Below are 25483 nucleotides of genomic sequence, written 5' to 3' on the forward strand. Positions count from 1 at the left end.
CATCAAAGGGATGGAGAACGGTAATCATGACGAAACTCGGTATTCCCGGCGGCAGCACGGTCAACGCCAATCTGTTGGCGTGGATCGACGAGATGGCGAAGCTGTGCCAGCCCGACGCCATTCACATCTGTGACGGCTCCGAGCGGGAGTACGACGCCCTGTGCGAACTGATGGTCGCCGGCGGCACCGCCATCAAGCTGAACGAGGCCAAGCGCCCCAATTCCTACCTCTGCCGCTCCGACCCGCGCGACGTCGCCCGCGTCGAGGACCGCACCTTCATCTGCTGCACCAACAAGGACGACGCCGGCCCGACCAACAACTGGGTGGCGCCCGCCGAGATGAAGACCCGCATGGGCAAGCTGTACAGCGGCTGCATGAAGGGCCGCACCATGTACGTGGTGCCGTTCTCCATGGGTCCGCTGGGCTCCGACATCGCCCATATCGGCGTCGAGATCACCGACAGCCCCTATGTCTGCACCAACATGCGCATCATGACCCGCATGGGTCAGGCCGTGCTGGACCTGCTGGGCAAGGAAGGCGAGTTCGTCAGGTGCCTGCACTCGGTCGGCAAGCCGCTGGCCGCCGGCGAGGCCGACGTCGCCTGGCCGTGCGATCCCGACAACATCACCATCAGCCATTTCCCGGAAGAGCGGACCATCTGGTCCTATGGTTCGGGCTATGGCGGCAACGCGCTGTTGGGCAAGAAGTGCTTCGCGCTGCGCATCGCCTCGACCATGGGCCGCACCGAAGGCTGGCTGGCCGAGCACATGCTGATCGTCGGCGTGGAAAGCCCCGAGGGTGAGAAGACCTATGTGGGCGCCGCCTTCCCGTCGGCCTGCGGCAAGACCAACTTCGCCATGCTGCAACCGCCGAAGGGCTTCGACGGCTGGAAGATCTGGACCGTCGGCGACGACATCGCCTGGATCAAGCCCGGCGCCGACGGCAAGTTCTACGCCATCAACCCGGAAGCCGGCTTCTTCGGCGTGGCGCCGGGCACCGGCTACCACACCAACGCCAACGCCATGGCGGCCTGCGCCAAGAACTCCATCTTCACCAATGTCGGCCTGACCGACGATGGCGACGTGTGGTGGGAAGGCATCTCGGAAGAGAAGCCGGCGCATCTGATCGACTGGAAGGGCAACGACTGGACCCCGGCCTCGGAAACCCCGGCCGCCCACCCGAACGCCCGCTTCACCGCCCCCGTCGGCCAGTGCCCGTCGGTGGACCCGGATTGGGAAAACCCGGCCGGCGTGCCGATCTCGGCCTTCATCTTCGGCGGCCGCCTGTCCAAGACCATGCCGCTGGTGTACCAGTCCTTCGACTGGGTGCACGGCGTCTATCTGGCCGCCACCATGGGCTCGGAGGCCACCGCGGCCGCCGTCGGCCAGGCCGCCATCCGTCGCGACCCGTTCGCCATGCTGCCGTTCTGCGGCTACAACATGGCCGACTATTTCAGCCATTGGCTGGACATGGGCCGCAAGGTCGCCAACCCGCCGGCCATCTTCCGCGTCAACTGGTTCCGCAAGGACGCCAACGGCAAGTTCATGTGGCCGGGCTTCGGCGACAACATGCGCGTGCTGAAGTGGATCGTCGACCGCGTGCACGGCCGCGCCCCGGCGGTGGAAAGCCCGTTCGGCAACGTCCCCACCTATGACGACCTGAACTGGAACGGCCTGGACTATCCCAAGGACAAGTTCCTTGAGCTGATGACCATCGACCGCGAGGCCGGTGTGGTCGAAGCCCGCAGCCAGGAAGACAATTTCGACAAGTTCCTGGACCGTCTGCCCGGCGAGTTCAAGTGCCAGCGCGAATTGCTCAAGGCCCGCATGTGGCGTTCGCCCGCCACCTGGACCCTGAAGCAGTAAGCTTCGGCCAAGGCTGAAACAGAAAACCCCCGCCGGAAACGGCGGGGGTTTTTTATCGGGGGGGCGGTACCCTATGGCGTCCCTCTGCGTCGGAACCGCCCGACCCAACGGCGGGCGCGGGCGCGAACCTCGCGTCCGGTGGGGAACAACGGCAGGCGCGGCTTGTCCACCTGGGTCGGTTCGGCCGCCAGCCCAACCTCGCCGATGTTGTCGTCGGCGTCGAGCGCCCGCACGATCAACTCGACCTCGCCCAGCGGCACGCGGTCGCCGATGCCCGGCCTGGTCCCCAACGATCCCTCCAGCCATGCCGCCACCGCCAACTCGCACGCTTCCTCGGGGACCGGCAGGCCGTACATCACCGCCAGTTCCCCCATGCGCACGCGGGGATCGATGGGAAAGTCGCCAAAGAACTGGCGGTCGGCCTCGGCCGCCTGGGCCGGACTGGCGAACAGACGGTCGAGATGGGGAACGCGCTCGGGCTTGGCGAACAGCCACACCATGTCGCCGGGTTTCAGTTTCTGCACGCCCGAGCCCAGCAACGAGCGCCCGTCGCGCACCACCAGGGACGGCGACGCCCAGCGCGGCAAGCGGTGGCCCTGGGCCACCAACGAATTGGCGACGATGCGATAGGCCACCAATTCGTGGGCGGCGCCGGGAATTTCCAGCTCCATGCGTTCGACCGGCCCGATCCGACGCGGCACCACCTGCCCCAGCCAGCGCGCCACCGGACCGATGGTCCAGCCCTGGACCGCCAGCGACACCAGCACCACCATGAAGGTGACGTTGAAGAACACCCGGCCGTTTTCCATGCCCGACACCATGGGCAGGATCGCCAACAGGATGCCGACCGCACCGCGCAAACCGACCCACGAGACGAAGGCGATCTCGTTGCGGCTCATGTGGAACGGCAACAGGCCGATCCACACCGCCAGCGGCCGGGCCACGAAGATCAGCACGAAGGCGATGCCCAAACTCGGCAGGATCAGGGGCGGGAACTCGTTCGGGCTGGCCAACAGCCCAAGCGTCAGGAACATGGTGATCTGGGCCAGCCACGTGGTGCCGTCCTGGAAACGGCGCATGGTGTCGGGCGCCACCAGCCGTGAGTTGCCGGCCACCAGACCGGCCACATAGACCGCCAGGAACCCCGATCCCCCCACCAGCGCCGTCGCGGCGAACAGCATCAGCGACATGGCCAACCCGGCCACCGGCAACAGGCCGCGTTCGATCCCGAGCCGGTTCACCGCCTGGACGATCACCGCGCCGCCCACCAGACCGGCCAGGGCGCCGATACCGAATTCCCGCAATAGATTGAGGATGACGAAACCGCCGAAACCGATATGGGTCGAACGGTCCACCAGGAAGCGGATCAGGATCAGCGTCAGGAAGATGGCCATGGGGTCGTTCGACCCCGATTCCACCTCAAGGATCGAACGCACGCGATCGCGGATGTGGATGCCGCCGACCCGCAACAGGAAGAACACCGCCGCCGCGTCGGTGGAACCGACGATGGAGCCCAACAACAACCCCTCGATCCAGCTCATGTCCAGCAACAGGCACGCCGGCACCGCCACCACCGCCGCCGTCAGCACCACCCCCAGCGTCGCCAGCGACAAGGACGGCAGCGCGGCCATGCGCACCGCCTTGATCGGGGTGTGGAACCCGGAATCGAACAGCACCATGGCCAGGGCCACGGAACCGATCATGTAGGCGGCCGAAGCGTCGTCGAAAATGATGCCGCCGACACCACCGTCGCCGGCCAACAGGCCGACGCCCAGGAACACCAGCAGCAACGGCGCGCCGATCCGATACGACAACAGGCTGGTGAAGATGCTGAAGGTCACCAGCCCGGCCAACACCAGCACCGCCACGTTCATATGTTCGATCACGCTCGGACCCTTTCCGCGCCCACGCCGCCCCTTCAAGGGGTGTAAGGTCGCTCCGGCGCGATGTCCAGGGGCGACAGGGACATGGCCGGCATGATAAGCGTTTCCCCTCAATTTCAAGGCCCCCGATGCTTGGTTAGAAAGGGGCCATCAACGGATATAAGGTGGCTCGATCTTGGAGCACGGCATCTTTCGCGATGCATTGATTTTCCTGGCGGTCGCCGTGTTGGTGGCGCCGCTGTGCCACCGGCTGCGGATCAGCCCGGTGCTGGGCTACCTGTTGGCCGGCAGCGCCGTCGGCCCCGCCGGCCTGGGCCTGATGAGCGAACAGGAAGGGGCGCGCGACCTTGCCGAACTGGGCATCGTCTTCCTGTTGTTCATGATCGGCCTTGAACTGTCGTGGGACCGTCTGCGGGTCATCCGCCACTTCATCTTCGGGCTGGGCACCGCCCAGGTTCTGGTCACCGGCGCCGCCGCCGCCGCCATCATGCGAGCGGTCGGCATGGACTTCGCCGGAGCCGGCGTGGTGGGAATGGCGCTGGCTTTCTCGTCCACCGCCTTCGTGCTTCAAATCCTGTCCGAACGTGGCGAGTTGAGCGGCCAGGTCGGGCGACTGGCGGTGGCGGTCCTTATTCTCCAGGATCTGGCGGTGGTGCCGTTGCTGGTCACCATTCCCCAGCTCAGCGGCCACGGCTTCAGCTTTTCCTGGGCCGAATTGCTGGCGCTGGCCAAGTCGGTGGCGGCGCTGGTGGTCATCTTCCTGGTGGCGCGGCTGGCGCTGCGCCCCTTGTTCCATGTGGTCAGTTCGACCCGCCAGCCCGAAGTGCTGGTGGCCGCGGCGCTTTTGGCGGTGGTGGGCACCGGCTTCGCCACCGAGGCGGTCGGGCTGTCGCTGAGCCTGGGCGCCTTCCTGGCCGGGGTGATGTTGGCCAGTTCCGAATACCGCCACCAGATCGAGGCCGACCTGCAACCGGTGCGCGGCCTGTTGATGGGATTGTTCTTCCTGACCGTCGGCATGACCGTGGACCCGGTCAAGGTGCTGGCCAACCTGCCGCACATCGCCGCCGGCGTCGGCATGCTGGTGGTGGTCAAGACCTTCGTGCTGACGCTTCTGGCGCTGGCCTTCCGCTTCCCGCTGGCGACGTCGCTGCATCTTGGGCTGCTGCTGGCCCAGGGCGGGGAATTCGCCTTCGTCGTCCTGGCCCGCGCCGGCCAGCACAATTTGATCGGCGGCACCGAAATCGAGCTTCTGACCTCGGTGGTGGCGCTCAGCATGGCGGCGACTCCGGCCCTGGCTCTGGCTGGCGAGTGGGTGGTGCGGCAACGCCGCATGGCCGACGGCCGCGCCGCCGCCCCCGACGGTGCCGCCAAGGACATGGCCGACCATGTGATCATCGTCGGTTTCGGCCGCGTCGGCCAGATCGTCGCCGGTCTGTTGCGCGAACAGGGCATCCCCTACATCGCCATCGACCGCGACCCGCGTCTGGTGGTGCGGCTGCGCGACGCCGGCCACGCCGACATGGTGTTCTATGGCGACATCCGCAAGGTCGAGGTGCTGAAGGCGGTGGGCGCGGCCCGCGCGCGCGCCGTGGTGCTGACCATCGACACCGGATCGAGCCGGGAAAAGCTGGTGCCGCGCCTGCGGGCCAACTTCCCCGAATTGCGCATCCTGGTGCGTGCCCGTGACCGCCGTCAGGCCAAGGGACTGGAACAATCGGGTGCTACGGCGGTGGTGCCGGAAATCCTGGAAGGCAGCCTGCAACTGGCCGGCCTGACCCTGCGCCACCTGGGATTGCCGCCCGACGACGTGCAGGCCCTGCTCGAAGAGTATCGACGCGGCGACTATGCCCGCCTGAGTCTGACCCTGGAACGGGAATAGGCTTCCCCTCCCGCGAGCGGGAGGGGAAAGCTTTTACGGGTTCAACACCTTGGGCACATTGTTGAGACGCAGACGGAAAGCGTCGGGCATGCCCTTTCCCAACAACGGCCGCAGATACATGCGAAAAGCGTCGGTGACGTCGGTGCCCGATTCCGAGATGAAGGCGTCTTCCATGGTACGGGTCTTGCCGGCCACCGCCTCGAGCGGCATCAGCTTGTAATCCACCGAATAAAAGCCGGTGCGCTGAATGGTCACCGAACCGTCGTTTTGGCCCCACATGGCGAACTGCACCGCCTTTTCGCCGACCTCGCGCGCCTCGCGCTGATCGACGTCGGAAACGCAGCCCACGAACGAACGTTGCAGATAACCGAACGTGTCGCCGCGTACCCGCTTGTACCCCAGCTTACCCTTGATCTCGTCGCACAACAGGTCGGCCAGGGCGCCGGTGCCGGAAAGCTGTATGTTGCCGTGAGCGTCCTTTTCCACTTCCTTGGCCAATTGGGTGACGATGGGGGCGCCGGTTTCGTCGTGGATGCCCTCGCTGACGGCGACGACGCACCGGCCGTGCTTGTCCATGGTCGCCTTCACGTCGCCCAGGAACTTCTCGACCTTGAAGGTACGCTCGGGCAGATAGATCAGATGCGGGCCGTCATCGGGGAACTTCTTGCCCAAGGCCGAGGCGGCGGTCAGGAAGCCGGCGTGGCGGCCCATCACCACCGCCAGATAGACCCCCGGCAGGGCCGCGTTGTCCAGGTTGGCCCCCATGAACGATTGCGCCACGAAACGCGCCGCCGAGGGAAAGCCCGGCGTGTGGTCGTTCAGCACCAGATCGTTGTCGATGGTTTTCGGAATGTGCATGCAGCGCAGCGGATAGCCGGCCTTGCGCGCTTCTTCCGACACGATGCGCACGGTGTCCGACGAATCGTTGCCGCCCACATAGAAGAAATAGGCGATGCCATGCGCCTTCAGCACCTTGAAGATTTCCTGGCAATACTTGAGGTCGGGCTTGTCGCGCGTCGATCCCAAGGCCGAGGACGGCGTGTCGGCGACCATCTCCAGATTGTGGCTGGTTTCCTGGGTCAGATCGAGGAAGTCCTCGTTCACGATGCCCCGCACCCCATGCCAGGCACCGTACACCAGATCGACGTTACGGAACTTGCGCGCCTCCAACACCACGCCGGCCACCGATTGGTTGATCACCGCGGTCGGCCCACCCCCTTGGGCCACCAGTACCTTGCCGTGCAGCATGACACCTCCCACTTTCAGCCGGAATCTGTCCGGCGGCCCAGGATAGGACAGAACCGTCGCCGACGACAGGGGCGACAGGGGGCTTGTACCGCCATACGAGAGGCGCCATTTTGAGGCTTGTCTTTCCGCAACCAGGAGTTCCGCGACGTGTCCGCCGACGACGATTTCGAGATCGAGTCCCCTTGTGTGTCCCAATGCGGACTGGATCCGGTGACCGGCACCTGTTCCGGCTGCGGCCGTACCATCGAGGAAATCCGTAACTGGAAGCTGTCCTCCAACGCCGAAAAGCTGGAGATCCTGAACGCCATGGCCCGTCGCCGCGCCCAGGCGGCGGCCGGCTGATGGCCCACGCGCTGGATCGCATCGGCGAATTGCTGGATTTCTGGTTCGCCGACGCGCCACGGCTGGACGGCGAACTGGCCGGCCGTTTCGGCGACGACTTGGCACGGGCGGCGCGCGGCGAATTGGATCATTGGCTGGACAGCGCCGACGGCGCCCTGGCCCTGGTCATCTTGTTGGACCAGATGCCGCGCCGGGTGTTCGCCGGCAAGGCCCAGGCCTTCTCTTTCGACAGCCACGCCATGGCGGTGGCCGAGTCGGCGGTGCTGCGCGGCCACGACCGCGCCTTGCCGCCCGACCGGCGCCGCGTGCTGTACATGCCGTTCCTGCATTCGGAATCGCTGCCCGACCAACGCTATGGCGTCAGCCTGTTCGAACAGGCGGGCGACGACACCGAAGGGCTGGAACTCGCCCGCGCCGCCTGCGCGGTGATCGAACGCTTCGACCGCTTCCCCCAGCGCAACCACATCCTGGACCGCGAAACCAGCCCCGAGGAAGAAGCCTTCCTGAACTCTCAGGCCGCCTTGATGGAAATGTAGGCCGCGGTGCCGGCCAAGGTTCCGGCCGCCGCGCGGTTCAGGACCTTGAGGGCGGCGGGACGGCGCAGCACCGCACGCGCCCGTGCTGCCAGGAAGATGTAGGGGACCAAGGCCACCGTCAGGACCACCACCGACCCCGCCGACACCAGCAGATAATCCCGCGTCGTCATGGTATCGAGCGGCAACAGGGTCGGCAGCAGGGCCAGATAGAACAGCATGGTCTTGGGATTGCCCAAGGTCACCAGCAAGCCGGACAGGAAAGCGCCGCCGCCACTGCCGCCGGTCTGCCCCTCGATATCCTGGGACAGCAACCCCTGGCGCCACAGCTTCCACGCCAGGAACGCCAGATAGGCCGCGCCCAGGTACTTGACCACCAGGAAAACCGTCCCGAGGGTCTGGGCCACATAGGCGAACCCGAAACAGACCGTGGAAAAATAACAAAGGTCGCCGACGATCAGCCCCAGCCCCATGAAGACAGCCGGGCGCACACCGCCGCCCAGCGCGCGGGCGACGATCGCCGTCATGCCCGGACCGGGAATCAGGGCGGCAACCAACAACGCGGTGCCATAGGCCAGGAACGTCGCCACACTCATCACGCTCTCCGTTTTCAGCCGTTACTGTGCGAATTCACCGGCCGCGAGACAAGCGCCCATTGCGCATCCCCGCCGGCCGCCATGCCGCGATCCGCCGCCATTGGCGCTCCGCCCCGCCCCATGCTATGGTCCGCCGGCCCATTTCGCCGAAAGACAGGCAATCCCTTGAGCAAGAAGAAGATTTCTCTGGACTACTCCACCTCGGTACTGATGCGCCGGCTGATGAAGGAAGGCATCCGCCCCTATATCGGCATGGTCTTGCTGGCGGTAACGTGCATGGCCGTCTCGGCCGGTTCCACCGCCATGTACGCATGGCTGATGGACCCGATCATCAACAAGATCTTCGTGGCCCGCAAGGCCGAGTACCTGTGGCCGCTGGCGGTGACCATCATCACCACCTTCGCCGCCAAGGGCGTCGCCGATTATGGCGAAGCGGTGCTGTTGTCGCGCGTCGGGTTGCGGGTCATCTCGGACATGCAGAACCGGCTGTTCGCCCGGCTGATGGACCTGGACGTGGCCTATTTCCACGCCAACCAGTCGGGCAAGCTGATGAGTCGGCTGACCAACGACGTCAACGCCATGCGCTTCGCCGTGTCCAACGCGCTGACCGGCGCCGGCAAGGACGCCTCCAGCGTGCTCTTCCTGGTGGGATTGATGTTCTATCAGGATTGGGTGCTGTCGGCCCTGACCTTCTTCGTCTTTCCGCTGGCCGTGCTGCCCATCCGCAAGCTGGGCCGGCGCATGCGCAAGGTGACCGCCAACACCCAGGAACAGACCGGCCTGCTGGCCACCTATCTGAACCAGGCCATCCAGGGCATCCGCGTGGTCAAGGCCTACGGCATGGAGGATTACGAGAAAAGCAAGGTCCGTTCGCTGGTGGAATCGCTGTACGACCTGACCTACAAGGCGGCGCGGGTGCGCTCGGCCTCCTCGCCCATCATGGAGATGTTGGGCGGCGTCGCCATCACCGTGGTCATCGTCTATGGCGGCTCCCAGGTGATCTCCAGCGCCGACACCGACCCCGACCGCGCCGGCGCGTTCTTTTCGTTCATCACCGCGCTGATGCTGGCCTACAAGCCGATGAAGGCGCTGGCCAGCCTGAACACCAACCTTCAGGAAGGCCTTGCCGCCGCCGCCCGCTGCTTCGAGGTGATCGACGCCCATGCCGGCATCGCCGAACGCCCCGACGCCGCCGAACTGGTCGTGCGCGAAGGCAACGTGCGGCTGGAGGGCGTGTTCTTCACCTATGACGGCATCAAGGCGGCGCTGGACGGCGTCACCCTGGACGTACCGGGCGGCAAGACCGTCGCCCTGGTCGGGCCATCGGGCGCCGGCAAGACCACCATCTTGAACCTGTTGCCGCGCTTCTACGACGTCACCGACGGCCGCGTGCTGGTGGACGGCCAGGACGCGCGCGAGGTGTCGTTGACCTCGCTGCGCGCCAAGATCGCCCTGGTCAGTCAGGAAATCACCCTGTTCGACGACACCATCCGCGCCAACATCGCCTATGGCCGCTTCGGCGCCACCGAAGCCGAGATCGAGGACGCCGCCCGCATGGCCGCCGCCCACGACTTCATCATGGGCCTGCCCAACGGTTACGACACCATCGTCGGCGAACGCGGCCTCAACCTGTCGGGCGGCCAGCGCCAGCGTCTGGCCATCGCACGCGCCATGCTGAAGAACGCCCCGATCCTGTTGCTGGACGAAGCCACCAGCGCGCTCGACACCGAATCCGAGCGTCAGGTGCAATTCGCCCTGGAACAGTTGATGAAGGGGCGCACCACCATCGTCATCGCCCATCGTCTGTCCACGGTGGTCGGCGCCGACCTGATCCACGTCATGGATCGCGGCCGGGTGGTGGAAACGGGTGACCACAACGCGCTGATGGAACAAGGCGGCCTTTACGCCCGCCTTTACGCCATGCAGTTCGCCGAGGAAACCCAGCGCGCCGAGCCCCAGGGCTGGCCAGCCTGAAGCCCGGAGACCGGCGCATGGGTCTGATCAAACGCATCGGCAGGAACGAACGCATCCGGGGCACGCTGTGCTGGCTGGCGTCGCTGTATATCCGGCTGGTCGAGGCGACCGGCCGTTGGCAGGTGATCGGCGGCCATATCCCCGCCGCCTATTGGAATCAGGGCAAACCGTTCATCCTGGCCTTCTGGCACGGACGGCTGCTGATGATGTCCAAGTGCTGGCGCGGGAACGTTCCGATCCACATGCTGATCAGCCAGCACCGCGACGGCAAGCTGATCGCCCGCACGGTCAGCCATTTCGGCATCGGTTCCATCGAAGGGTCGACCAGCCGGGGCGGCGCCGCCGCGTTGCGCACCATCCTGCGCACCCTCAAGACGGGCGGGTGCATCGGCATCACCCCCGATGGACCGCGCGGACCACGCATGCATGCCGCCGCCGGCATGATCAACATCGCCCGCTTGTCCGGTTGCCCGATCATCCCGGTCTGTTATTCCTCGACCTCGCGGCGGCTGCTGAAAAGCTGGGACCGTTTCGCCGTCACCTTCCCGTTCTCACGCGGCGTCTTCCTGTGGGGCGATCCCATCGAAGTGCCCAAGGATTTGGACGAAGCCGCCGTCGAACAGATCCGCCTCCAGGTCCAGGCGATCATGGTCGCCCAGGCGGCGGAAGCCGACCGCCTGATGGGGGTCGAACCGGTGGAACCGGCATGATCTTCTGCCTCTACCGCGCGCTGACCATCCTGGGCGGCCCGTTGATCTGCCTGCACCTCAAGCGCCGCATGGCGCGCGGCAAGGAAGATCCGAAACGTTTCGGCGAACGGCTGGGACGGCCCGGCCTGCCCCGGCCGGACGGCCGGCTGGTGTGGCTGCACGGCGCCTCGGTCGGCGAGACGCTGTCGCTGCTGCCCCTGGTGGAACGTTTGGCCGCGCGCCCCGGCTGGCGGGTTCTGGTGACCTCCGGCACGGTGACCTCGGCCCAGATGATGGCGGAACGGTTGCCCAAAGGCGCGTTGCATCAATACATTCCGGTCGACCGCCCGGCCTGGGTCGAAGCGTTCCTGGACCATTGGCGGCCCGATCTGGTGCTGTGGGCGGAATCCGATTTCTGGCCCAACATGCTGGACGCCATCCGCCGCCGCCGGTTGCCGCTGGTGCTGGTCCAAGGCCGGGTGTCGGCCAAATCCTTCGCCGGCTGGCAACAGGCCAAGGGCTTCATCGGCCGCATGCTGTCGGCCTTCGACCTGTGCCTGGGCCAAACCCCCGAGGACGCGCGGCGGCTGGCCGCGCTGGGCGCCCGGCGCACGCAATGCCTGGGCAACCTGAAAATGGCCAGCCAGCCCCTGCCCGCCGACGACGCCGAGTTGGAGCGCTTGCACTCCCTGGTGGCGGAGCGCCCGCTGTGGCTGGCCGCCAGCACCCATGCCGGCGAGGAAGCCCTGGCTGCGCGGGTGCACCAGCACATGGTCCAGCGCTTTCCCGACCTGTTGACGATCATCGTGCCGCGCCACCCCCATCGCGGTGCCGACATCGCCGCGGAACTAATGGCGATGGGCGTGACGGCGAGCCTGCGTTCGTCTGGAGGCGAGATCCCCCCCGGCACCTCCGTCTACGTCGCCGACACCATGGGCGAACTGGGCTTGTTCTATCGCCTGTGCCCGGTGGTGTTCGTCGGCAAGAGCCTGTTGGCCAAGGGCGGTCAGAACCCGTTCGAACCGGCCCGGCTGGGCGCGGCGGTGGTGTTCGGCCCGTACATGGACAATTTTCCCGCCATGGCTCCGGCCATGGTGGCCGCCGGCGCCGCCCAGCAAGTCGCCGACGAAGCCGACCTGATCCGCGCGGTGTCCGCGTTGCTGGCCGACAGGACCGCGCTGGCCCGCGCCCGAACCGCCGCCCGCGCTTGGGCCGAAGGCGAAGCGGGCGTCCTCGACCAGATCATGGGCGCCGTCACGCCGTTGCTGGAACAGGCGGAGAAGGCCGATGCGCACCCCTGAGTTCTGGCATGACGACACAATGCTCAGCCGTCTGCTCTCGCCGCTGGGCCGGCTTTACGCCTGGGCCGTGGCGCGGCGTCTGACCGACGCCGAAAGCTATCGCCCCAAGGTGCCGGTGATCTGTGTCGGCAACATCGTCGCCGGCGGCGCCGGCAAGACGCCCACCTGTCTGGCCCTGGCCGAACGGCTGCACGCCCGCGGGCGCCACCCCCATTTCCTGACCCGCGGCTATGGCGGCACCGAGGTCGGGCCGCGCGCCGTCGATCCCGTTCGCCACGACGCCGCCCGCGTCGGCGACGAGGCCTTGCTGCTGGCCGGGCACGCCCCGACCTGGGTGGCGCGATGGCGCCCCGACGGCGCGATGGCGGCGGCCGAGATGGGGGCCGACCTGATCGTCATGGATGACGGTTTCCAGAATGCCAGCCTGGAAAAGGACCTGTCGCTGGTGGTGGTGGATGGCGGTTACGGTTTCGGCAACGCCCGCCCCATGCCCGCCGGCCCGTGCCGCGAGGACATCCGCGCCGGTCTGGCCCGCGCCGACGCGGTGGTGATGATCGGCGACGACCGCACCGGCGCCGCCCGCTGGTTCGGTTCCCTGCCGGTGCTGCGGGCGCGGCTGATCCCCGGCCCCGAGGCGGCGGATTTCGCCGGCCGCAAGGTGGTGGCCTTCGCCGGAATTGGCCGCCCGGCCAAGTTCTTCGACACCCTGGAAAGCGTCGGCGCCCAGGTGGTGGCCGCCCATTCCTTTCCCGACCATCACCCCTATGGCCGCGCCGAGATCGAAGCCCTGATCCAGGAGGCCGAGGCCCAGGAGGCGCTGCTGTCCACCACCGCCAAGGACGCGGTCAGGGTGCCATCGGACCTGCGGTCGCGCCTGTCGGTCTTGACCGTACGGCTGGAATGGGACACACCCGAGGCCGTGGACCTGATTCTCGACCACGTGGACAGCCGATTTTGAAGCTTTTCTCCAAAACCACCCGCCAACGCCTGGAAGCTCAGGCCGCCAAAGCCGTGATGGCGCTGTTCGCCGCCCTGCCGGTGGATGCCGCCTCGGGGCTGGGCGGGGGCATCGCCCGCACCATCGGCCCGTTGCTGGGCGTGTCCAACGTCGCGCGGCGCAATCTGGCCCGTGCCTTCCCCGACAAGAGCCCGGCCGAGATCGAGACCATCGTTCGCGACGCCTGGGAGAATCTGGGCCGCGTCGCCGCCGAATTCCCCCACATCAACACCTTGGCCGCCGAGCGGGTCGAGGTGGTGGGCATGGAATACCTGCACCAACTGCGCGACGACGGCAAACCCGGCCTGTTCGTGTCCGGCCATATCGGCAATTGGGAATTGGGCGCCGCCATCTCGGTGCGCGAGGGCGTGCCCATCACCCTGGTCTACCGCGAGGCCAACAATCCCTGGGTCGAGGATCTGTACCGCAGGTACCGCGCCACCGCCGCCACCGGGCAGATCCGCAAGGGGGCCGAGGGTGCTCGCGAGATGATGGCGGTGCTGCGCGGCAACGGCCATATCTGTCTGTTGGTCGATCAGAAGATGAATGACGGCATCCCGGTGCCGTTCTTCGGCCGCGACGCCATGACCGCCCCGGCGGTGGCCCGCTTCGCCCTGAAATACCAGTGCCCGGTGGTGCCGGTGTGCATCGAGCGTCTGAACGGCGCCCGCTTCCGCATGACCTTCCAACCACCGGTGCCGTTGCCCGCCAGCGGCGACATCCACGCCGACACCCAGACCCTGATGCGGGATATCACCGGCCATCTGGAAGACTGGATCCGCCGCCGTCCCGGCCAATGGCTGTGGATGCACAAGCGCTGGCCGGAATAAGAAAGGGGGCGGAACCCCATAGGATCCGCCCCCCAGACGCATCACCGCCGGAATCAGTTGTTCTTGGCGCCCTGCTTGATCCACTTGCGGATCAGGTCGCGGTCGCAAGACGACAGCTTCTTCTTGCCGTGCGGCATTTGCAGGGACTTGTCGGCCTTGCCGTCGATCAGACGCATCAGGTTGGACGACACCGGGTCGCCGGCGACGATCATCGGACCGTGCTTGGTGCCCTTCATGGTGGTTTCGTAGGTGGAGAGGTCGAGACCCGAAGCCTCGGTGCCGGCCTGGCCCGGAACGTGGCATTCGGTGCAGCGCATGTCGAGGATCGGCTTGACGTCCTCGGCGAAGCTGATCGGCTCTTCCTTGGCGAGAGCGGGAGAAGCGGCGGCGGCGACGAGCGCGGCGGCGGCAGCCATGCAAAGCTTGTTCATTTAACGAGTTCCCCTGTTCACGAAGTCCTTAAACCACCTAGGACCACATTCTATAACCTTTTGCAACTGCCTCCCTGGGACGAAACGCGAAATTTCTCCCCCTCGGTGCCGCTTCATGCTTTATTAGCGGCCTTTTGGGATGGCTGGTCAGAGACACCATGCAGAGCTTGAACACCTACCGCGCCGGCCCTGACGAGCGCGGTCACTTCGGTATTTTCGGCGGCCGCTTCGTGGCCGAGACCCTGATGCCGCTGATCCTCGAGGTCGAGCAGGCCTACAAGGAGGCCAAGGCCGACCCGGCCTTCGACGCCGAGTTCCGGGCATTGCTGGCCAATTACGTCGGCCGGCCCAACCCGCTTTATTTCGCCCGCCGCCTGACCGAGGCATGGGGCGGCGCCAAGGTCTTCCTCAAGCGCGAGGACCTGAACCACACCGGCGCCCACAAGATCAACAACTGCATCGGCCAGATCCTGTTGGCCATGCGCATGGGCAAGAAGCGCATCATCGCCGAGACCGGCGCCGGCCAGCACGGCGTCGCCACCGCCACCGTGTGTGCGCTGTTCGGCCTGAAATGCGTGATCTACATGGGATCGACCGACATCGAACGTCAGGCGCCCAACGTCTACCGCATGAAGCTCTTGGGCGCCGAAGTGCGGCCCGTCACCTCGGGCGCGGCGACGCTCAAGGACGCCATGAACGACGCGTTGCGCGACTGGGTGACCAACGTCGCCGACACCTACTATCTGATCGGCACGGTGGCCGGCCCACACCCGTTCCCGCAGATGGTGCGCGACTTCCAGTCGGTGATCGGCGACGAGGTGCGCGCCCAGATGCTGGCCGCCGAGGGACGCCTGCCCGACAGTCTGGTCGCGTGCATCGGCGGCGGCTCCAACGCCATGGGACTGTTCCACCCGTTCCTGGACGAGCCTTCGATACGCATCATCGGCGTCGAGGCGGCGGGCCACGGCATCCCCAGCGGCCAGCACGCGGCATCGCTGACCGGCGGCCGGCCCGGCGTGCTGCATGGCAACCGCACCTACCTGTTGCAGGATGCCGACGGCCAGATCACCGAGGCCCATTCCATCTCGGCCGGCCTGGACTATCCCGGCATCGGCCCGGAACACGCATGGCTGAACGATGTCGGCCGCGTCGAATACGTTTCGGTCACCGATTCCGAAGCGGTCGAGGCGTTCCAGTTCACCACCCGGTTGGAGGGCATCATTCCGGCGCTCGAATCCAGCCACGCCATCGCCCACGCCGCCAAGATCGCGGGCGGCTTGCCCAAGGATCACCTGATGGTGGTCAACCTGTCGGGCCGCGGCGACAAGGACGTCAACACCATCGCCCGTCACCTGGGCCATTCCGACATGGGGGATCTGTAGTCATGAGCCGGCTGCAAGCCCGCTTCGCCAAACTGGCCGCCGAGAACCGCGCGGCCCTGGTCACCTATGTCATGTCCTTCGACCCCGACCGCGCCACCAGCCAGGCGGTGTTGAACGGCCTGCCGGCGGCGGGTGCCGACATCATCGAATTCGGCATGGCGTTCACCGACCCCATGGCCGACGGCCCGGCCATCCAATATGCCGCCCAACGCGCGTTGGCGGCCGGCGCATCGTTGCGCGGCACGCTCGAGATGATCGCCGAGTTCCGCAAGATAGACGCGGAAACCCCGGTGGTGCTGATGGGGTATTACAACCCGATCCATGCCTGGGGCCCGGAAAAGTTCGCCGCCGACGCGGCCAAGGCCGGGGTCGACGGGTTGATCCTGGTCGACCTGCCGCCCGAGGAAGCGGACGAACTGGTGCCGTTCTGCCGCGCCCAGGGCGTGGACTTCATCTTCCTGGCCACACCGACCAGCGACGAGGCACGCCTGCCGCGCGTGGTCGGCGGCGCCTCGGGCTTCGTCTACTACGTCTCAATCGCCGGCATCACCGGCACCGCCAGCGCCAGTTCGGACACCATCGCCGACGCGGTGACCCGCATCCGCGCCCTGACCGACGTCCCGGTTTGCGTCGGCTTCGGCATCAAGACCGCGGAACAGGCGGCAGAGGTCGCCCGCGTCGCCGACGGCGCGGTGATCGGTTCGTCCATCGTCACCGTCGGCGAGGACGCGCGGGCCAAGGGTGCCGACCCGGTGACCGCCATCCACGCCTTGGTCGGCCAATTGGCCGAAGGTGTGCGCGGCGCGCGTAAGTAATTCAGTGACGCGGATGAACACGGATAAACACGGATGGGCACCCCCTATTCGCGTTCATCCGTGTTCATCCGTGTCCATCCGTGTCATATATTCGCCCGCCGCCCCACGCGGCAGGCGATTTATAGAGGGTGTTGATCCATGAACTGGCTGACCAATTACGTCCGCCCCAAGCTCCAGGCCCTGGTCCGTCCCAAGGACGTGCCCGACAATCTGTGGCGAAAGTGCCCGACCTGCGGCCACATGATCTTCCACCGCGACCTGGAAAAGGCCCTGAACGTCTGCCAGCATTGCGGCCACCACATGCGCCTTTCGGTGAAAAAGCGCCTTGAGATGTTGTTCGACGACGGCAAGTACACCCGCATCGAACTGCCCAAGGCCGCCGAGGACCCGCTGAAGTTCAAGGACCAGAAGCGTTACACCGACCGTCTCAAGGACACCCGCGCCAAGACCGGCGAGACCGACGCCATCGTCGTCGCGCACGGCAAGATGGGCGGGCTGGCCGTGGTGATCGCCGCCTTCAACTTCGACTTCCAGGGCGGTTCCATGGGTGTCGCCGTGGGCGAAGGCATCGTCGCCGCCGCCGAACTGGCGGTGCTTCAGGATGCACCGCTGATCGTCATCCCGGCTTCGGGCGGTGCGCGCATGCAGGAAGGCATCCTGTCGCTGATGCAGATGGCCCGAACCACCGTCGCCGTGGACAAGGTCAAGGAAAAGCGTCTGCCTTACGTCGTGTTGTTGACCGACCCCACCACCGGCGGCGTCTCGGCCAGCTTCGCCATGCTGGGCGACATCGCCATCGCCGAACCGGGCTGCGTCATCGGTTTCGCCGGTGCCCGCGTCATCGAAAGCACCATCCGCGAAAAGCTGCCCGAGGGTTTCCAGAAGGCCGAATACCTGTTGGACCACGGCATGATCGACATGGTGGTGCCGCGCAAGGATCTGCGCGCCACCGTGGTCCGCACGCTGTCCTTGCTGCGCAACAAGGCCCCGGCCGGCGATCTGGTGGCGTTGCCGGTGGAAACCCCGGATTTCGACCCGGAAAGCGCCGCACGCATGTAAATTCGGGGCATTTCCCCCGCCGTCTTGCCGTCATGCCCGGGCGTCCCCCGGGCATGGCGCGTTCAGGAAGCCCCTTATGGTCATGATCGACGCCATCCTTGACCGCCTGACCCGCCTGCACCCCAAGGTCATCGACCTGTCGCTGGATCGCGTTCTGGCGCTGCTGGACAAGCTGGGGCGGCCACAGGACCATTTGCCCCCGGTTGTCCATGTCGCCGGCACCAACGGCAAGGGCTCGACCGTCGCCACCCTTCGCGCCATCGCCGAAGCGGCGGGGATGCGGGTGCACGTCTACACCTCGCCACATCTGGTGCGCTTCGCCGAGCGCATCCGGGTGGCCGGGGAAATCATCGCCGACGACGCGCTGGAAGCGTTGTTGCAAGAGGTGGAACAGGTCAACGACGGCCTGCCCATCACCTTTTTCGAGGTGACCACCGCCGCCGCCTTCCTGGCCTTCGCCCGCACCCCCGCCGATCTGGTGATCCTGGAAACCGGATTGGGTGGGCGGCTGGACGCCAGCAACGTGGTGACGCGGCCGGCGTTGACGGTCATCACCCCCGTCGCCATGGACCACGAAAGTTTCCTGGGCGACACGCTGACCGCCATCGCCACCGAAAAGGCCGGCATCCTCAAGCCCGGCGTACCGTGCGTGCTGGCGGCGCAACCGCCCGAGGCCCAGGCGGCGATCACCGCCCGTGCCGCCGCACTGGGCGCCGCCTTGCTGCGCGAGGGACCGGATTTCCTGGGGCACAAGAACGCGGACGGATCGCTGTCTTACGGCTCCCTGCGCCTGCCGCCGCCGGCCCTGGCCGGCGAATTCCAATATCGCAACGCCGGACTGGCCCTGGCCGCCGCCCACAAGCTGGCCGCCGAACGGGTCCTGCCGCCGCTGACACCGGACATCCTGGCCCGTGGCCTGCGTTCCATCCAATGGCCGGCCCGCCTGCAACGCCTAAACCAAGGACCGCTGGTGGAGATGTTGCCCCAGGATTGGGAATTATGGCTGGACGGCGGGCACAACCCACACGCCGCCGCCGCCATCGCCGCCCATGCCGCAGGCTGGACCGACCGGCCGCTTCTGGCGGTATTCGGCATGTTGAACAACAAGAACGTGGACGGCTATTTCGCGCCGCTGGCCAAACATTTCGCCGCCCTTCGCGCCGTCGCCATTCCCGGCGAAATCAACACCCTGTCGGCCGAGGACGCCGCCGAAGGCGCGCGGCGCCATGGCTGCGTGGATTCCCAGCCGGCACCTTCGGTCGAGGCGGCGTTGCGCGCCCTGGCCGGCCATCCCGGCCCGGCCCGCGTGCTGATCTGCGGCTCGCTTTACCTGGCGGGCGTGGTGCTGGCCGACAATTCCTGATCACGGGGCAAGGGCGGACAACGCACGTCCGGCGAACGGCGTTCCCCCGGCTGGTTCATGACATAGCCGGCGACACCGACGTGGTCGGACAGGACAGCCCGCCAAACCGCCGTGTCCAATCCACCGGTCTCGCGCGGGTCGGGGGCGAAATCCACGGCCAGATTCCGCCCGTTCCACAAAAAATGATCGTAGGCCGAGACGTAGCGGCCCGTCGAATTGAGACTGGTCTTGAGGTCGGGCGCCGCCCTCAATCCCGGCACTCCCGCCGCAACCTGCGCGAAGGCCGGATCGGCCGCCGCCAGATTCCAGTCGCCAGCCACCACCACCCGGCCGATGGTGCTGCCATCGGGGAGAGGACGTGCCGCGTAATAGTCAAGGACGCGGGTCATGGCGGCAACCTCGCGGCGCCGTGGCTCCAATCCCCCCCGCCCGAACACCACGTGGATTCCCACCAGCCAGAAACGGTCGCCGTCCTTGTCTTCGATAGCGACGGCAAAGGGCGGACGGACGAAAGCGCCCCCGGCATCGGGGAACTCGGCCACATCCAGCAATCGCGCAGCCGCCCCACGCATCAACATGGCGTAATGCTCGCGGTATCCGCCCCCGCCCTTGGCGGTGCTGACCACCACCGAGAAGCCTTCGGGGGCCAGTCGCCCCGGTTCGTCCGGGTCCATCACCTCTTGCAGGGCAACCACGTCATAGGCCGCGAAGACACGGCGAAAACCATCACGCTTGCCCGCACGGTAAGTCTCTGCCCCCTGCCCCAGCCGCAAGGCGTTCTGGGTCAGGAAACAGAAATCGGCCCGCGCCGGCATCGCCGCCGCGATCGCCGACAGCAAAATGAGCATGGAAGAATGGCGCCGCATATTCGTGTACTGGTGGTGTTGTTCACGGGAACAACACCACCATACATCACGCAAGCACCCTTGCGCATCACCAGAACGCAAAAGGAACGTTTTATTTTCCCCGCACCCAGCGGGCGGTGGCTTCGGCGACACGTTCGCCCAAACGTTCCGCGGTCTTGCGATCGGAATGGGGCGGGGCCACATCGGGACCTTCGTCGGCATTGGCTTGAGCCATGGCCCCAAGGAAGCTGCCCAACCGGTTGAGGTCCTCGACGCTGCCCTTGGAATTGTTGTTGCCCGGCAGCAGATCGTTGCCCACCCACACCATGCCGTGCTGGGCGGCGAACACCGCCAACTGGATCAGGGTGTTCAGCTTGTCGCCGCTTTGACTGGCCGAGACGGTGAAGCCGGCGGCCAGCTTGTCCTTCCACCCCCGGCCGTACCAGGTCTTCGAGGTCGCCTCCATGAATTCGTGGAAGCGAGCCGAAGCCGACCCCATGTAGGTGGGCGACCCGAAGACGATGGCGTCGGCGCCGTCCAGGATGGCGGCCTTGGCCTCGGCCTCCTCGACCGGTACCAGATGCACTTCGGTCCCGGCGACGCGGGCGGCGCCCAGGGCGACGCTTTGCGCCAGAACGGCGGTGTGGCCGTAGCCGGAATGATAGACGATGGCGATGGAAGACATGAAAACTCCTCGTGTAATCGTAGGTGTTACCGTTACATTAAAAGGCAAAAAAACAGTTCAGCCCATGGCCTCGGCGCGAATCTGCGTCACCACCTCGGACAGCAAGGTGGTTCCCAGAACCGCCTCGCGCGCCGCCTCTGCCCGGTCGATCACCCGCACCAGCACCGGTTGGATGCCGCGTCCCACCGGGCAGGCGGGGTTGGGCGGCTGGTGATGCAGTGCCGGACCTTCGTCTTCCTCGACCGCGCGGGCGATGTCGAGCAGGGTGATACGCTCGGGCGGCCGTGCCAACAGCGATCCCCCGGCGCTGCCGCGCAGCGAGCGCACCAACCCGGCCTTGGACAAAGCCGACAGCAGCCGACGGATGACCACCGGATTGGTGTTGACGCTGCCGGCGATCCATTCCGACGTCGCCGGTTCGTCCCCGGACAGAGCCAGGACGGCGGCGATATGAACGGCGACGGCGAAACGACAGTTCTTGGACATGGGCGAAACGTAATCTCATCAGTTACAGTTTACAAGCCCTCTCGCGCACGAAAAAGCCCCCGCCGTCATCCGGCGGGGGCCCGCGAAACAACCCGGCTTACAGGCTGGCTTCGACCCATTCGTAAAGCTTGCTCTTGGGCAGGGCACCGATCTTGGTCGCCGCCACCTGGCCGCCCTTGAACACCATCAGGGTGGGGATGCCGCGCACGCCGTACTTGCCGGGCGTGCCGGGGTTTTCGTCGATGTTGATCTTGACCACGGTCACCTTGCCTTCAAGGTCCTTGGACAGATCCTCGAGAGCGGGCGCGATCTGGCGGCACGGACCGCACCATTCGGCCCAGAAATCGACCAGCACCGGGCCGGAAGCCTTCAACACATCGGCTTCGAACGTCGCATCGGTCACATTCTTCATCGCCAGTATCCTTGCTCCATGGTCGATGGGAGGAAAACGGCCCGTCATCGGCCACCACCTCCCGGAATTGAAAAACACTCTAGAAAGGCCCGGCCGGGGCGTCAAGCTGGGCCACCGCAGGGGTGCCCCACGCCAGCATGGGGCGCCCCGCATATGGGGACGCCCCGATCAAAGAAAAACCCCCCAGGCACAGCCCAGGGGGTTTTCTCAGCACTCCGAAATACAAGATCAGCCGTTGACGGCTTCCTTGAGGCCCTTGCCAGCCGAGAACTTCGGCTGCTTCGAGGCCGGAATCTGAATCTTTTCGCCGGTGCGGGGGTTGCGGCCTTCCGAGGCGGCACGAGAGGCCACCGAGAAAGAGCCGAAACCGACCAGGCGAACCTCGTCGCCACCCTTCAGCGCGGCGGTGATCGCCTCGAACACACCCTCGACGGCCTTTTCGGCGTCGGCCTTGGTCAGGCCGGAGAGCTCGGCAACGCGCGAAACCAGGTCAGCCTTGTTCATCGGTCTAAATTCCCCTGAAAGTGTGAAATCCATTCGGACCCATCCGTCCTCCCCAATTGCCAGAGCCCCATGCGGCCGTCAATGGCAGAAATGCACGGATATCAGCGAAAACCGGTTTCCACCAGCAGACGGTGGAATTCACGCAGGTGTTTTTCGGCCTCGCTGGGCTTGGGCACGCTGGCCAGGAACTTTTCCTCGAACTGGGGCTGGCGCAGATGCTCGATGACACGGGCACGGGCCAAATTCAACGACTTACCCTCGATCAGCACCCCCGAACCGCAGAACTTGATCAGCCGGATGGCACGCAGCGCCAAGGGGTCGTCGGGCTTGTCGATCTTTTCGATGACCCCTTCATCCACCAGATAAGCGGCCAACGTCTCGTCCACATGCGACGCCAGTTGCCGGCGTGTGTCCTCGTCCAACTCGGCCGAGGCCAGCAAGGAACGGTTGGCCGCCGCCAGGGCCGCCATGCGCTCGGGCGGCCCCAAGCGGGCCGGCACCCACTCGTTCATGGTCTTGGCCCCCAGCACGCGGCCCGACAGCAGATCGACCAGCCCCCGCCCCATGGCCAGGCCCATCGGCGCCTTGGCCAGCGCCAGCAGGAACTGCACCCGCCGCACCCCGTCCGACAGCGCCGACAGGGTCAGTTCCACCGCCTGGACGGTCCCCAGGGTGCCAAGATGGGCGTGGATGTGGGCGATCCGGTGCACCATGGCCTCGGCCGAGGCGCCCTCGCCCAGCACGCCGCGATGGCCGACCAGACGGTGCATCACCTTGTGGCAGACCTCGGTTTCCTGTTTCGGTTCGTTGCGCGACAACGGATTCTGGCCGCCCAGTTCGCGCGCCACGCGGTCCAACAGCACCCGCCGCCCCTCGACCAGTACGCCCGTGGCGAACAAGGCATTAAGGCCGTTGAACGTCTCGGGAGCGAACTTGGCCGCCTGTCCCGTTCCCTCGGCCAGATCGGACAGTGAACACAGGGCCGCCCCCAAATTGGCCTGATACCCCAAGAGATCCTGGATCAACTGCGCGGAATTGAGGATGTCGGCGACGATGCCGTCCATCAGCGCCAGGGCGGAACCCGCCTGCGGCCCCATTTCCGTCGCCTCGGCCGCCCAGCCCAGAATGGTATCGAGCTTGCCGATCCACGACCGCGTTTCCAATAAGCGCAAGGTCATCAGCGACAGGCACAGATAGGGATGTTCGTCGCCGCCCTTCTCCACCCCCTTCAGCACCTCGGCCAGGGTCTTGGGGGTCTTCGGCTTGCTGGCCGCGACCTTGCGGGCACGGGCCAGTCCTTCGTCCCACATGCGCGACAGGAAATCCCGCCGCGTCTTGCCGTCCTCGCCGGACGTCGCCGCCTGAAGGGTGGAAATGCGGTCGATGGCGGCGAACAGCAGCGTGCCACGGTCGCCGAACCGCTTCATCTCGGCGGCACTGTGCAACAGCTCGCTGGGACTGACCACCACCTCGTCCAGATATTTGCGCAGCATCCGCCCCAGGGTCAGCCGGGCCTCGATCCCATAGAAATCGCCCAGGGAGCGGCACAAGGGCGCGTCCTTGACCGGCGCCAGCGACAGGTCGGGGCCACCGGTGCGAGGGGCGGCGGTCTTTTCCTGGATCACCGTTTCCGTGTGCAGGCCGTCGAGACCACGGCGGTCGCGCACCACCCGCACCGCCGCGTGGTTGCCCTTTTGCAAAAGGTTGTCGGCGAAAGCGCGGGCCTTGGCCTCGTCGTTGGCGAAATCCGCCACAACCCAATGCTTGTCGGTCAGCACCTGTATTTCGAAGGAGACGTTGGGAGGGGGGCTCATGCCGGAACCTCCGGCGCCAGTTCGGCCCGGCGGCGAAGGGCGGCGGCGACGCCATCGGCGCCCAGCCGCGACGCCAGCCGCGCCAGCCCGCGCCGCGCCGGTTCGACAATCCGGCCATGCCCGGACGCCTCGGCCAACGTCAGCCAGACATAGGCCTCGGCCTCGTCCCGGTCCAGGCCCTGACCGGTGGCGCACATCACGCCAAGATTGTAGGCGGCCAGCGCATGACCCTGACGAGCGGCGGCGCGGAACAGGCGCGCCGCCTCGGCCGCGTCGCGGGCGACGCCGTCGCCGGCCAGGTACAGTTGCCCCAGGTCGTATTGGGCGTCGGCGACATTGCCGGCCGCCGCCTTGCGGCACCAATCCACGGCGGAAGCCGTGTCCTGCTTCACGCCTTCGCCCAGCCGGTACAGAACCGACAGCCAATGTTGTGCCCGCGCGTGCCCGCCCTGGGCCGCGACACGAAACCAATGGGCGGCGGCGGCGACGTCCTTGCCCAGCCCCATGCCGGCCCAGCACATCAGGCCAAGATTGAATTGCGCCGCCGCCAAGCCCTGTTCGGCGGCCCGCTGACAGAAATGGGCGGCCTCGACCGGGTCGGCCTCGGTGCCGCGTCCTTCCCGCAGCATGTTGGACAGATTGAACTGGGCCAGGGCGTCGCCGGCCTCGGCCGCCTGACGGTAATAGTCGGCGGCGCGCACGTCGTCCTGGGGGACGCCCTCGCCGGCCTCGTGCAGCGCGCCCAGCGTGAACAGGGCATCGACGTCGCCGCCCGCCGCCGCCTTGCGAAACCATTGCGCCGCCACGCCCGGATCGGCGGCGCAGCCCCGCCCCGAGCGGATCATGTTGCCCAGGTTGAACTGGGCCGCCGCGTCGCCGGCCTGGGCCGCCGAAAGATACCAGCGCAGCGCCTCGGCATCGTTTTGCCGCACCCCCACGCCCAGATCGTACAGCACCGCCAGGGAATATTGCCCCACCGGGTCGCCGGCCTTGGCGGCGGCGGCGTACCAGCGCGCCGCCTGGGCCGCGTCCTCGGGCACGCCCATTCCCATGCGGCAGGCGTTGCCCAACGCCACCTGGGCGGCGGTGTCGCCGCCATCGGCGGCGGCCCGCAGCGAAACCACGTCCACGACGGTTTCGAACTCGCACAGCGGATCGGGATCGGGATCGGGGGCCGTCAACGGCGCATCGACGCCGCCGTCGCCTTCCGTCCCCTCGGCGGGCTTGAGAGTATCGAGCAGATCCTCAAGGCTTTGCTGACGCGGTGCCGGGGCGGTTTCGACGCGGGGTGCCGCCACCCCCTGCGCCACCAATTGGTCAAGCGCCCGCCGCGCCTGTGAATGACCTTGGGCGGCGGCACGAGCCATCCACTTGGCTGCCTCGTCCAGGTTGCGCGGCACCTTGGCCCCCAGGCGGTAGCATTCGCCAAGATTGAATTGGGCCTGGGCGTCGCCGGCTTCCGCCGCCTGGCGGTGTGCCGCCACCACTTCCGGTTCCCGTGCCATCGTCTTGTCCGTCCCTGACCGAACCCGTCGCCAGCATGCCACAGC

General features: G+C 66.7%; 24 protein-coding genes. 13 read left to right on the plus strand and 11 right to left on the minus strand.

All coding sequences use genetic code 11. The features are described from left to right. Positions 1 to 26 precede the first annotated feature (26 nt). Positions 27 to 1865 carry a phosphoenolpyruvate carboxykinase (GTP) gene (locus G4223_RS12085; protein WP_163679818.1) on the plus strand — a complete coding sequence of 613 codons (1839 nt, stop codon included), beginning with the start codon at positions 27 to 29 and terminating at the stop codon, positions 1863 to 1865. 71 nt (positions 1866 to 1936) lie between these two features. Here the strand turns inward: G4223_RS12085 and G4223_RS12090 are convergent, their stop codons facing one another. Further along, positions 1937 to 3751, minus strand: coding sequence for a potassium/proton antiporter (locus G4223_RS12090; RefSeq protein WP_163679820.1), 1815 nt, complete (start codon positions 3749 to 3751; stop codon positions 1937 to 1939). 172 nt (positions 3752 to 3923) lie between these two features. Between G4223_RS12090 and G4223_RS12095 the strand changes: the two genes are divergently transcribed. Continuing rightward, the gene (locus G4223_RS12095; protein WP_163679822.1) at positions 3924 to 5627 is read left to right on the plus strand and encodes a cation:proton antiporter domain-containing protein; all 1704 of its coding nucleotides are present in this window, start codon (positions 3924 to 3926) and stop codon (positions 5625 to 5627) included. Positions 5628 to 5660: 33 nt separating this feature from the next. Here the strand turns inward: G4223_RS12095 and G4223_RS12100 are convergent, their stop codons facing one another. Beyond that, positions 5661 to 6875: a 6-phosphofructokinase gene (locus G4223_RS12100; protein WP_163679824.1), complete on the minus strand. Its 1215-nt coding sequence runs from the start codon at positions 6873 to 6875 to the stop codon at positions 5661 to 5663. Between the two features lie 147 nt (positions 6876 to 7022). Between G4223_RS12100 and G4223_RS12105 the strand changes: the two genes are divergently transcribed. Both G4223_RS12105 and G4223_RS12110 read left to right on the plus strand, forming a co-directional pair. Next, positions 7023 to 7217 carry a DUF1289 domain-containing protein gene (locus G4223_RS12105; RefSeq protein ID WP_205762490.1) on the plus strand — a complete coding sequence of 65 codons (195 nt, stop codon included), beginning with the start codon at positions 7023 to 7025 and terminating at the stop codon, positions 7215 to 7217. Further along, a complete protein-coding gene (locus tag G4223_RS12110) occupies positions 7217 to 7753 on the plus strand; it encodes a DUF924 family protein (protein WP_163679827.1) in 537 nt (178 codons plus the stop codon). The genes G4223_RS12105 and G4223_RS12110 overlap by 1 nt, the downstream gene beginning before the upstream one ends. Here G4223_RS12110 and G4223_RS12115 read toward each other — a convergent pair. Further along, entirely contained in the window at positions 7729 to 8346 is a 618-nt protein-coding gene (locus tag G4223_RS12115; protein ID WP_163679829.1) for a LysE family translocator, read from the minus strand. The genes G4223_RS12110 and G4223_RS12115 overlap by 25 nt on opposite strands. Positions 8347 to 8511: 165 nt before the next feature. On the opposite strand from G4223_RS12115, the gene G4223_RS12120 reads away from it, so the two are divergent. Genes G4223_RS12120 through G4223_RS12140 form a run of 5 tightly spaced genes read left to right on the plus strand, consistent with a single transcriptional unit; the run spans position 8512 to position 14137 of the window. Next, complete coding sequence (locus G4223_RS12120) at positions 8512 to 10320, plus strand: ABC transporter ATP-binding protein (RefSeq protein WP_241004088.1); 1809 nt, start codon at positions 8512 to 8514, stop codon at positions 10318 to 10320. A 17-nt stretch (positions 10321 to 10337) separates the two neighbouring features. Continuing rightward, a complete protein-coding gene (locus G4223_RS12125; RefSeq protein ID WP_163679832.1) occupies positions 10338 to 11030 on the plus strand; it encodes a lysophospholipid acyltransferase family protein in 693 nt (230 codons plus the stop codon). After that, positions 11027 to 12310 carry a 3-deoxy-D-manno-octulosonic acid transferase gene (locus G4223_RS12130; protein ID WP_163679835.1) on the plus strand — a complete coding sequence of 428 codons (1284 nt, stop codon included), beginning with the start codon at positions 11027 to 11029 and terminating at the stop codon, positions 12308 to 12310. Before G4223_RS12125 ends, G4223_RS12130 begins: the two co-directional genes overlap by 4 nt. Beyond that, positions 12297 to 13268 carry a tetraacyldisaccharide 4'-kinase gene (gene lpxK, locus G4223_RS12135; RefSeq protein WP_163679838.1) on the plus strand — a complete coding sequence of 324 codons (972 nt, stop codon included), beginning with the start codon at positions 12297 to 12299 and terminating at the stop codon, positions 13266 to 13268. Before G4223_RS12130 ends, lpxK begins: the two co-directional genes overlap by 14 nt. Continuing rightward, the gene (locus G4223_RS12140) at positions 13265 to 14137 is read left to right on the plus strand and encodes a lysophospholipid acyltransferase family protein (protein WP_241004089.1); all 873 of its coding nucleotides are present in this window, start codon (positions 13265 to 13267) and stop codon (positions 14135 to 14137) included. Before lpxK ends, G4223_RS12140 begins: the two co-directional genes overlap by 4 nt. A 53-nt stretch (positions 14138 to 14190) precedes the next feature. Here G4223_RS12140 and G4223_RS12145 read toward each other — a convergent pair whose 3' ends face one another. Continuing rightward, positions 14191 to 14568 carry a c-type cytochrome domain-containing protein gene (locus tag G4223_RS12145; protein ID WP_163679844.1) on the minus strand — a complete coding sequence of 126 codons (378 nt, stop codon included), beginning with the start codon at positions 14566 to 14568 and terminating at the stop codon, positions 14191 to 14193. Positions 14569 to 14726: 158 nt separating this feature from the next. Here G4223_RS12145 and trpB point away from each other — a divergent pair, with 158 nt between their 5' ends. The 4 genes from trpB to G4223_RS12165 all read left to right on the plus strand — a co-directional run bounded on the left by trpB (position 14727) and on the right by G4223_RS12165 (position 19187). Next, positions 14727 to 15950: a tryptophan synthase subunit beta gene (trpB, locus tag G4223_RS12150; RefSeq protein WP_163679847.1), complete on the plus strand. Its 1224-nt coding sequence runs from the start codon at positions 14727 to 14729 to the stop codon at positions 15948 to 15950. Positions 15951 to 15952: 2 nt separating this feature from the next. Beyond that, positions 15953 to 16765 (plus strand): tryptophan synthase subunit alpha, encoded by an 813-nt coding sequence (gene trpA, locus G4223_RS12155; RefSeq protein ID WP_163679850.1) that lies wholly within the window; start codon positions 15953 to 15955, stop codon positions 16763 to 16765. 138 nt (positions 16766 to 16903) lie between these two features. Next, entirely contained in the window at positions 16904 to 17824 is a 921-nt protein-coding gene (accD, locus tag G4223_RS12160) for an acetyl-CoA carboxylase, carboxyltransferase subunit beta (RefSeq protein ID WP_163679853.1), read from the plus strand. Between the two features lie 82 nt (positions 17825 to 17906). After that, positions 17907 to 19187 (plus strand): bifunctional folylpolyglutamate synthase/dihydrofolate synthase, encoded by a 1281-nt coding sequence (locus tag G4223_RS12165; protein WP_205762505.1) that lies wholly within the window; start codon positions 17907 to 17909, stop codon positions 19185 to 19187. Here G4223_RS12165 and G4223_RS12170 read toward each other — a convergent pair. The 7 genes from G4223_RS12170 to G4223_RS20445 form a co-directional block, all read right to left on the minus strand. Next, positions 19151 to 20035, minus strand: coding sequence for an endonuclease/exonuclease/phosphatase family protein (locus tag G4223_RS12170; protein ID WP_163679858.1), 885 nt, complete (start codon positions 20033 to 20035; stop codon positions 19151 to 19153). The genes G4223_RS12165 and G4223_RS12170 overlap by 37 nt on opposite strands. Positions 20036 to 20144: 109 nt before the next feature. Beyond that, the gene (locus G4223_RS12175; protein WP_163679860.1) at positions 20145 to 20717 is read right to left on the minus strand and encodes a flavodoxin family protein; all 573 of its coding nucleotides are present in this window, start codon (positions 20715 to 20717) and stop codon (positions 20145 to 20147) included. Between the two features lie 57 nt (positions 20718 to 20774). Next, positions 20775 to 21203 (minus strand): Rrf2 family transcriptional regulator, encoded by a 429-nt coding sequence (locus G4223_RS12180; protein WP_163679862.1) that lies wholly within the window; start codon positions 21201 to 21203, stop codon positions 20775 to 20777. A gap of 97 nt (positions 21204 to 21300) precedes the next feature. Continuing rightward, positions 21301 to 21615 (minus strand): thioredoxin TrxA, encoded by a 315-nt coding sequence (gene trxA / locus G4223_RS12185; RefSeq protein ID WP_163679864.1) that lies wholly within the window; start codon positions 21613 to 21615, stop codon positions 21301 to 21303. Between the two features lie 228 nt (positions 21616 to 21843). Continuing rightward, positions 21844 to 22119 (minus strand): HU family DNA-binding protein, encoded by a 276-nt coding sequence (locus tag G4223_RS12190; RefSeq protein ID WP_163679866.1) that lies wholly within the window; start codon positions 22117 to 22119, stop codon positions 21844 to 21846. A 101-nt stretch (positions 22120 to 22220) separates the two neighbouring features. Next, complete coding sequence (locus G4223_RS12195) at positions 22221 to 23933, minus strand: hypothetical protein (RefSeq protein ID WP_163679868.1); 1713 nt, start codon at positions 23931 to 23933, stop codon at positions 22221 to 22223. Then, positions 23930 to 25438, minus strand: coding sequence for an SEL1-like repeat protein (locus G4223_RS20445; protein ID WP_163679870.1), 1509 nt, complete (start codon positions 25436 to 25438; stop codon positions 23930 to 23932). The genes G4223_RS12195 and G4223_RS20445 overlap by 4 nt, the downstream gene beginning before the upstream one ends. Positions 25439 to 25483 lie beyond the last annotated feature (45 nt).

Origin of the sequence: Magnetospirillum aberrantis SpK, from assembly GCF_011022235.1 — a bacterium.
Classification (GTDB): Bacteria; Pseudomonadota; Alphaproteobacteria; order Rhodospirillales; family Magnetospirillaceae; genus Magnetospirillum; species Magnetospirillum aberrantis.

Coding starts and splice junctions, on each gene's coding strand:
- G4223_RS12115 (WP_163679829.1), bottom strand. CDS start 8,346: ATGAGTGTGGCGACGTTCCTGGCCTATGGCACCGCGTTGTTGGTTGCC.
- G4223_RS12170 (WP_163679858.1), bottom strand. CDS start 20,035: ATGCTCATTTTGCTGTCGGCGATCGCGGCGGCGATGCCGGCGCGGGCC.
- accD (WP_163679853.1), top strand. CDS start 16,904: ATGAACTGGCTGACCAATTACGTCCGCCCCAAGCTCCAGGCCCTGGTC.
- G4223_RS12180 (WP_163679862.1), bottom strand. CDS start 21,203: ATGTCCAAGAACTGTCGTTTCGCCGTCGCCGTTCATATCGCCGCCGTC.
- G4223_RS12165 (WP_205762505.1), top strand. CDS start 17,907: ATGATCGACGCCATCCTTGACCGCCTGACCCGCCTGCACCCCAAGGTC.
- G4223_RS12100 (WP_163679824.1), bottom strand. CDS start 6,875: ATGCTGCACGGCAAGGTACTGGTGGCCCAAGGGGGTGGGCCGACCGCG.
- G4223_RS12130 (WP_163679835.1), top strand. CDS start 11,027: ATGATCTTCTGCCTCTACCGCGCGCTGACCATCCTGGGCGGCCCGTTG.
- G4223_RS20445 (WP_163679870.1), bottom strand. CDS start 25,438: ATGGCACGGGAACCGGAAGTGGTGGCGGCACACCGCCAGGCGGCGGAA.
- G4223_RS12195 (WP_163679868.1), bottom strand. CDS start 23,933: ATGAGCCCCCCTCCCAACGTCTCCTTCGAAATACAGGTGCTGACCGAC.
- G4223_RS12175 (WP_163679860.1), bottom strand. CDS start 20,717: ATGTCTTCCATCGCCATCGTCTATCATTCCGGCTACGGCCACACCGCC.
- lpxK (WP_163679838.1), top strand. CDS start 12,297: ATGCGCACCCCTGAGTTCTGGCATGACGACACAATGCTCAGCCGTCTG.
- G4223_RS12085 (WP_163679818.1), top strand. CDS start 27: ATGACGAAACTCGGTATTCCCGGCGGCAGCACGGTCAACGCCAATCTG.
- trpA (WP_163679850.1), top strand. CDS start 15,953: ATGAGCCGGCTGCAAGCCCGCTTCGCCAAACTGGCCGCCGAGAACCGC.
- trxA (WP_163679864.1), bottom strand. CDS start 21,615: ATGAAGAATGTGACCGATGCGACGTTCGAAGCCGATGTGTTGAAGGCT.
- G4223_RS12110 (WP_163679827.1), top strand. CDS start 7,217: ATGGCCCACGCGCTGGATCGCATCGGCGAATTGCTGGATTTCTGGTTC.
- G4223_RS12145 (WP_163679844.1), bottom strand. CDS start 14,568: ATGAACAAGCTTTGCATGGCTGCCGCCGCCGCGCTCGTCGCCGCCGCC.
- G4223_RS12190 (WP_163679866.1), bottom strand. CDS start 22,119: ATGAACAAGGCTGACCTGGTTTCGCGCGTTGCCGAGCTCTCCGGCCTG.
- trpB (WP_163679847.1), top strand. CDS start 14,727: ATGCAGAGCTTGAACACCTACCGCGCCGGCCCTGACGAGCGCGGTCAC.
- G4223_RS12125 (WP_163679832.1), top strand. CDS start 10,338: ATGGGTCTGATCAAACGCATCGGCAGGAACGAACGCATCCGGGGCACG.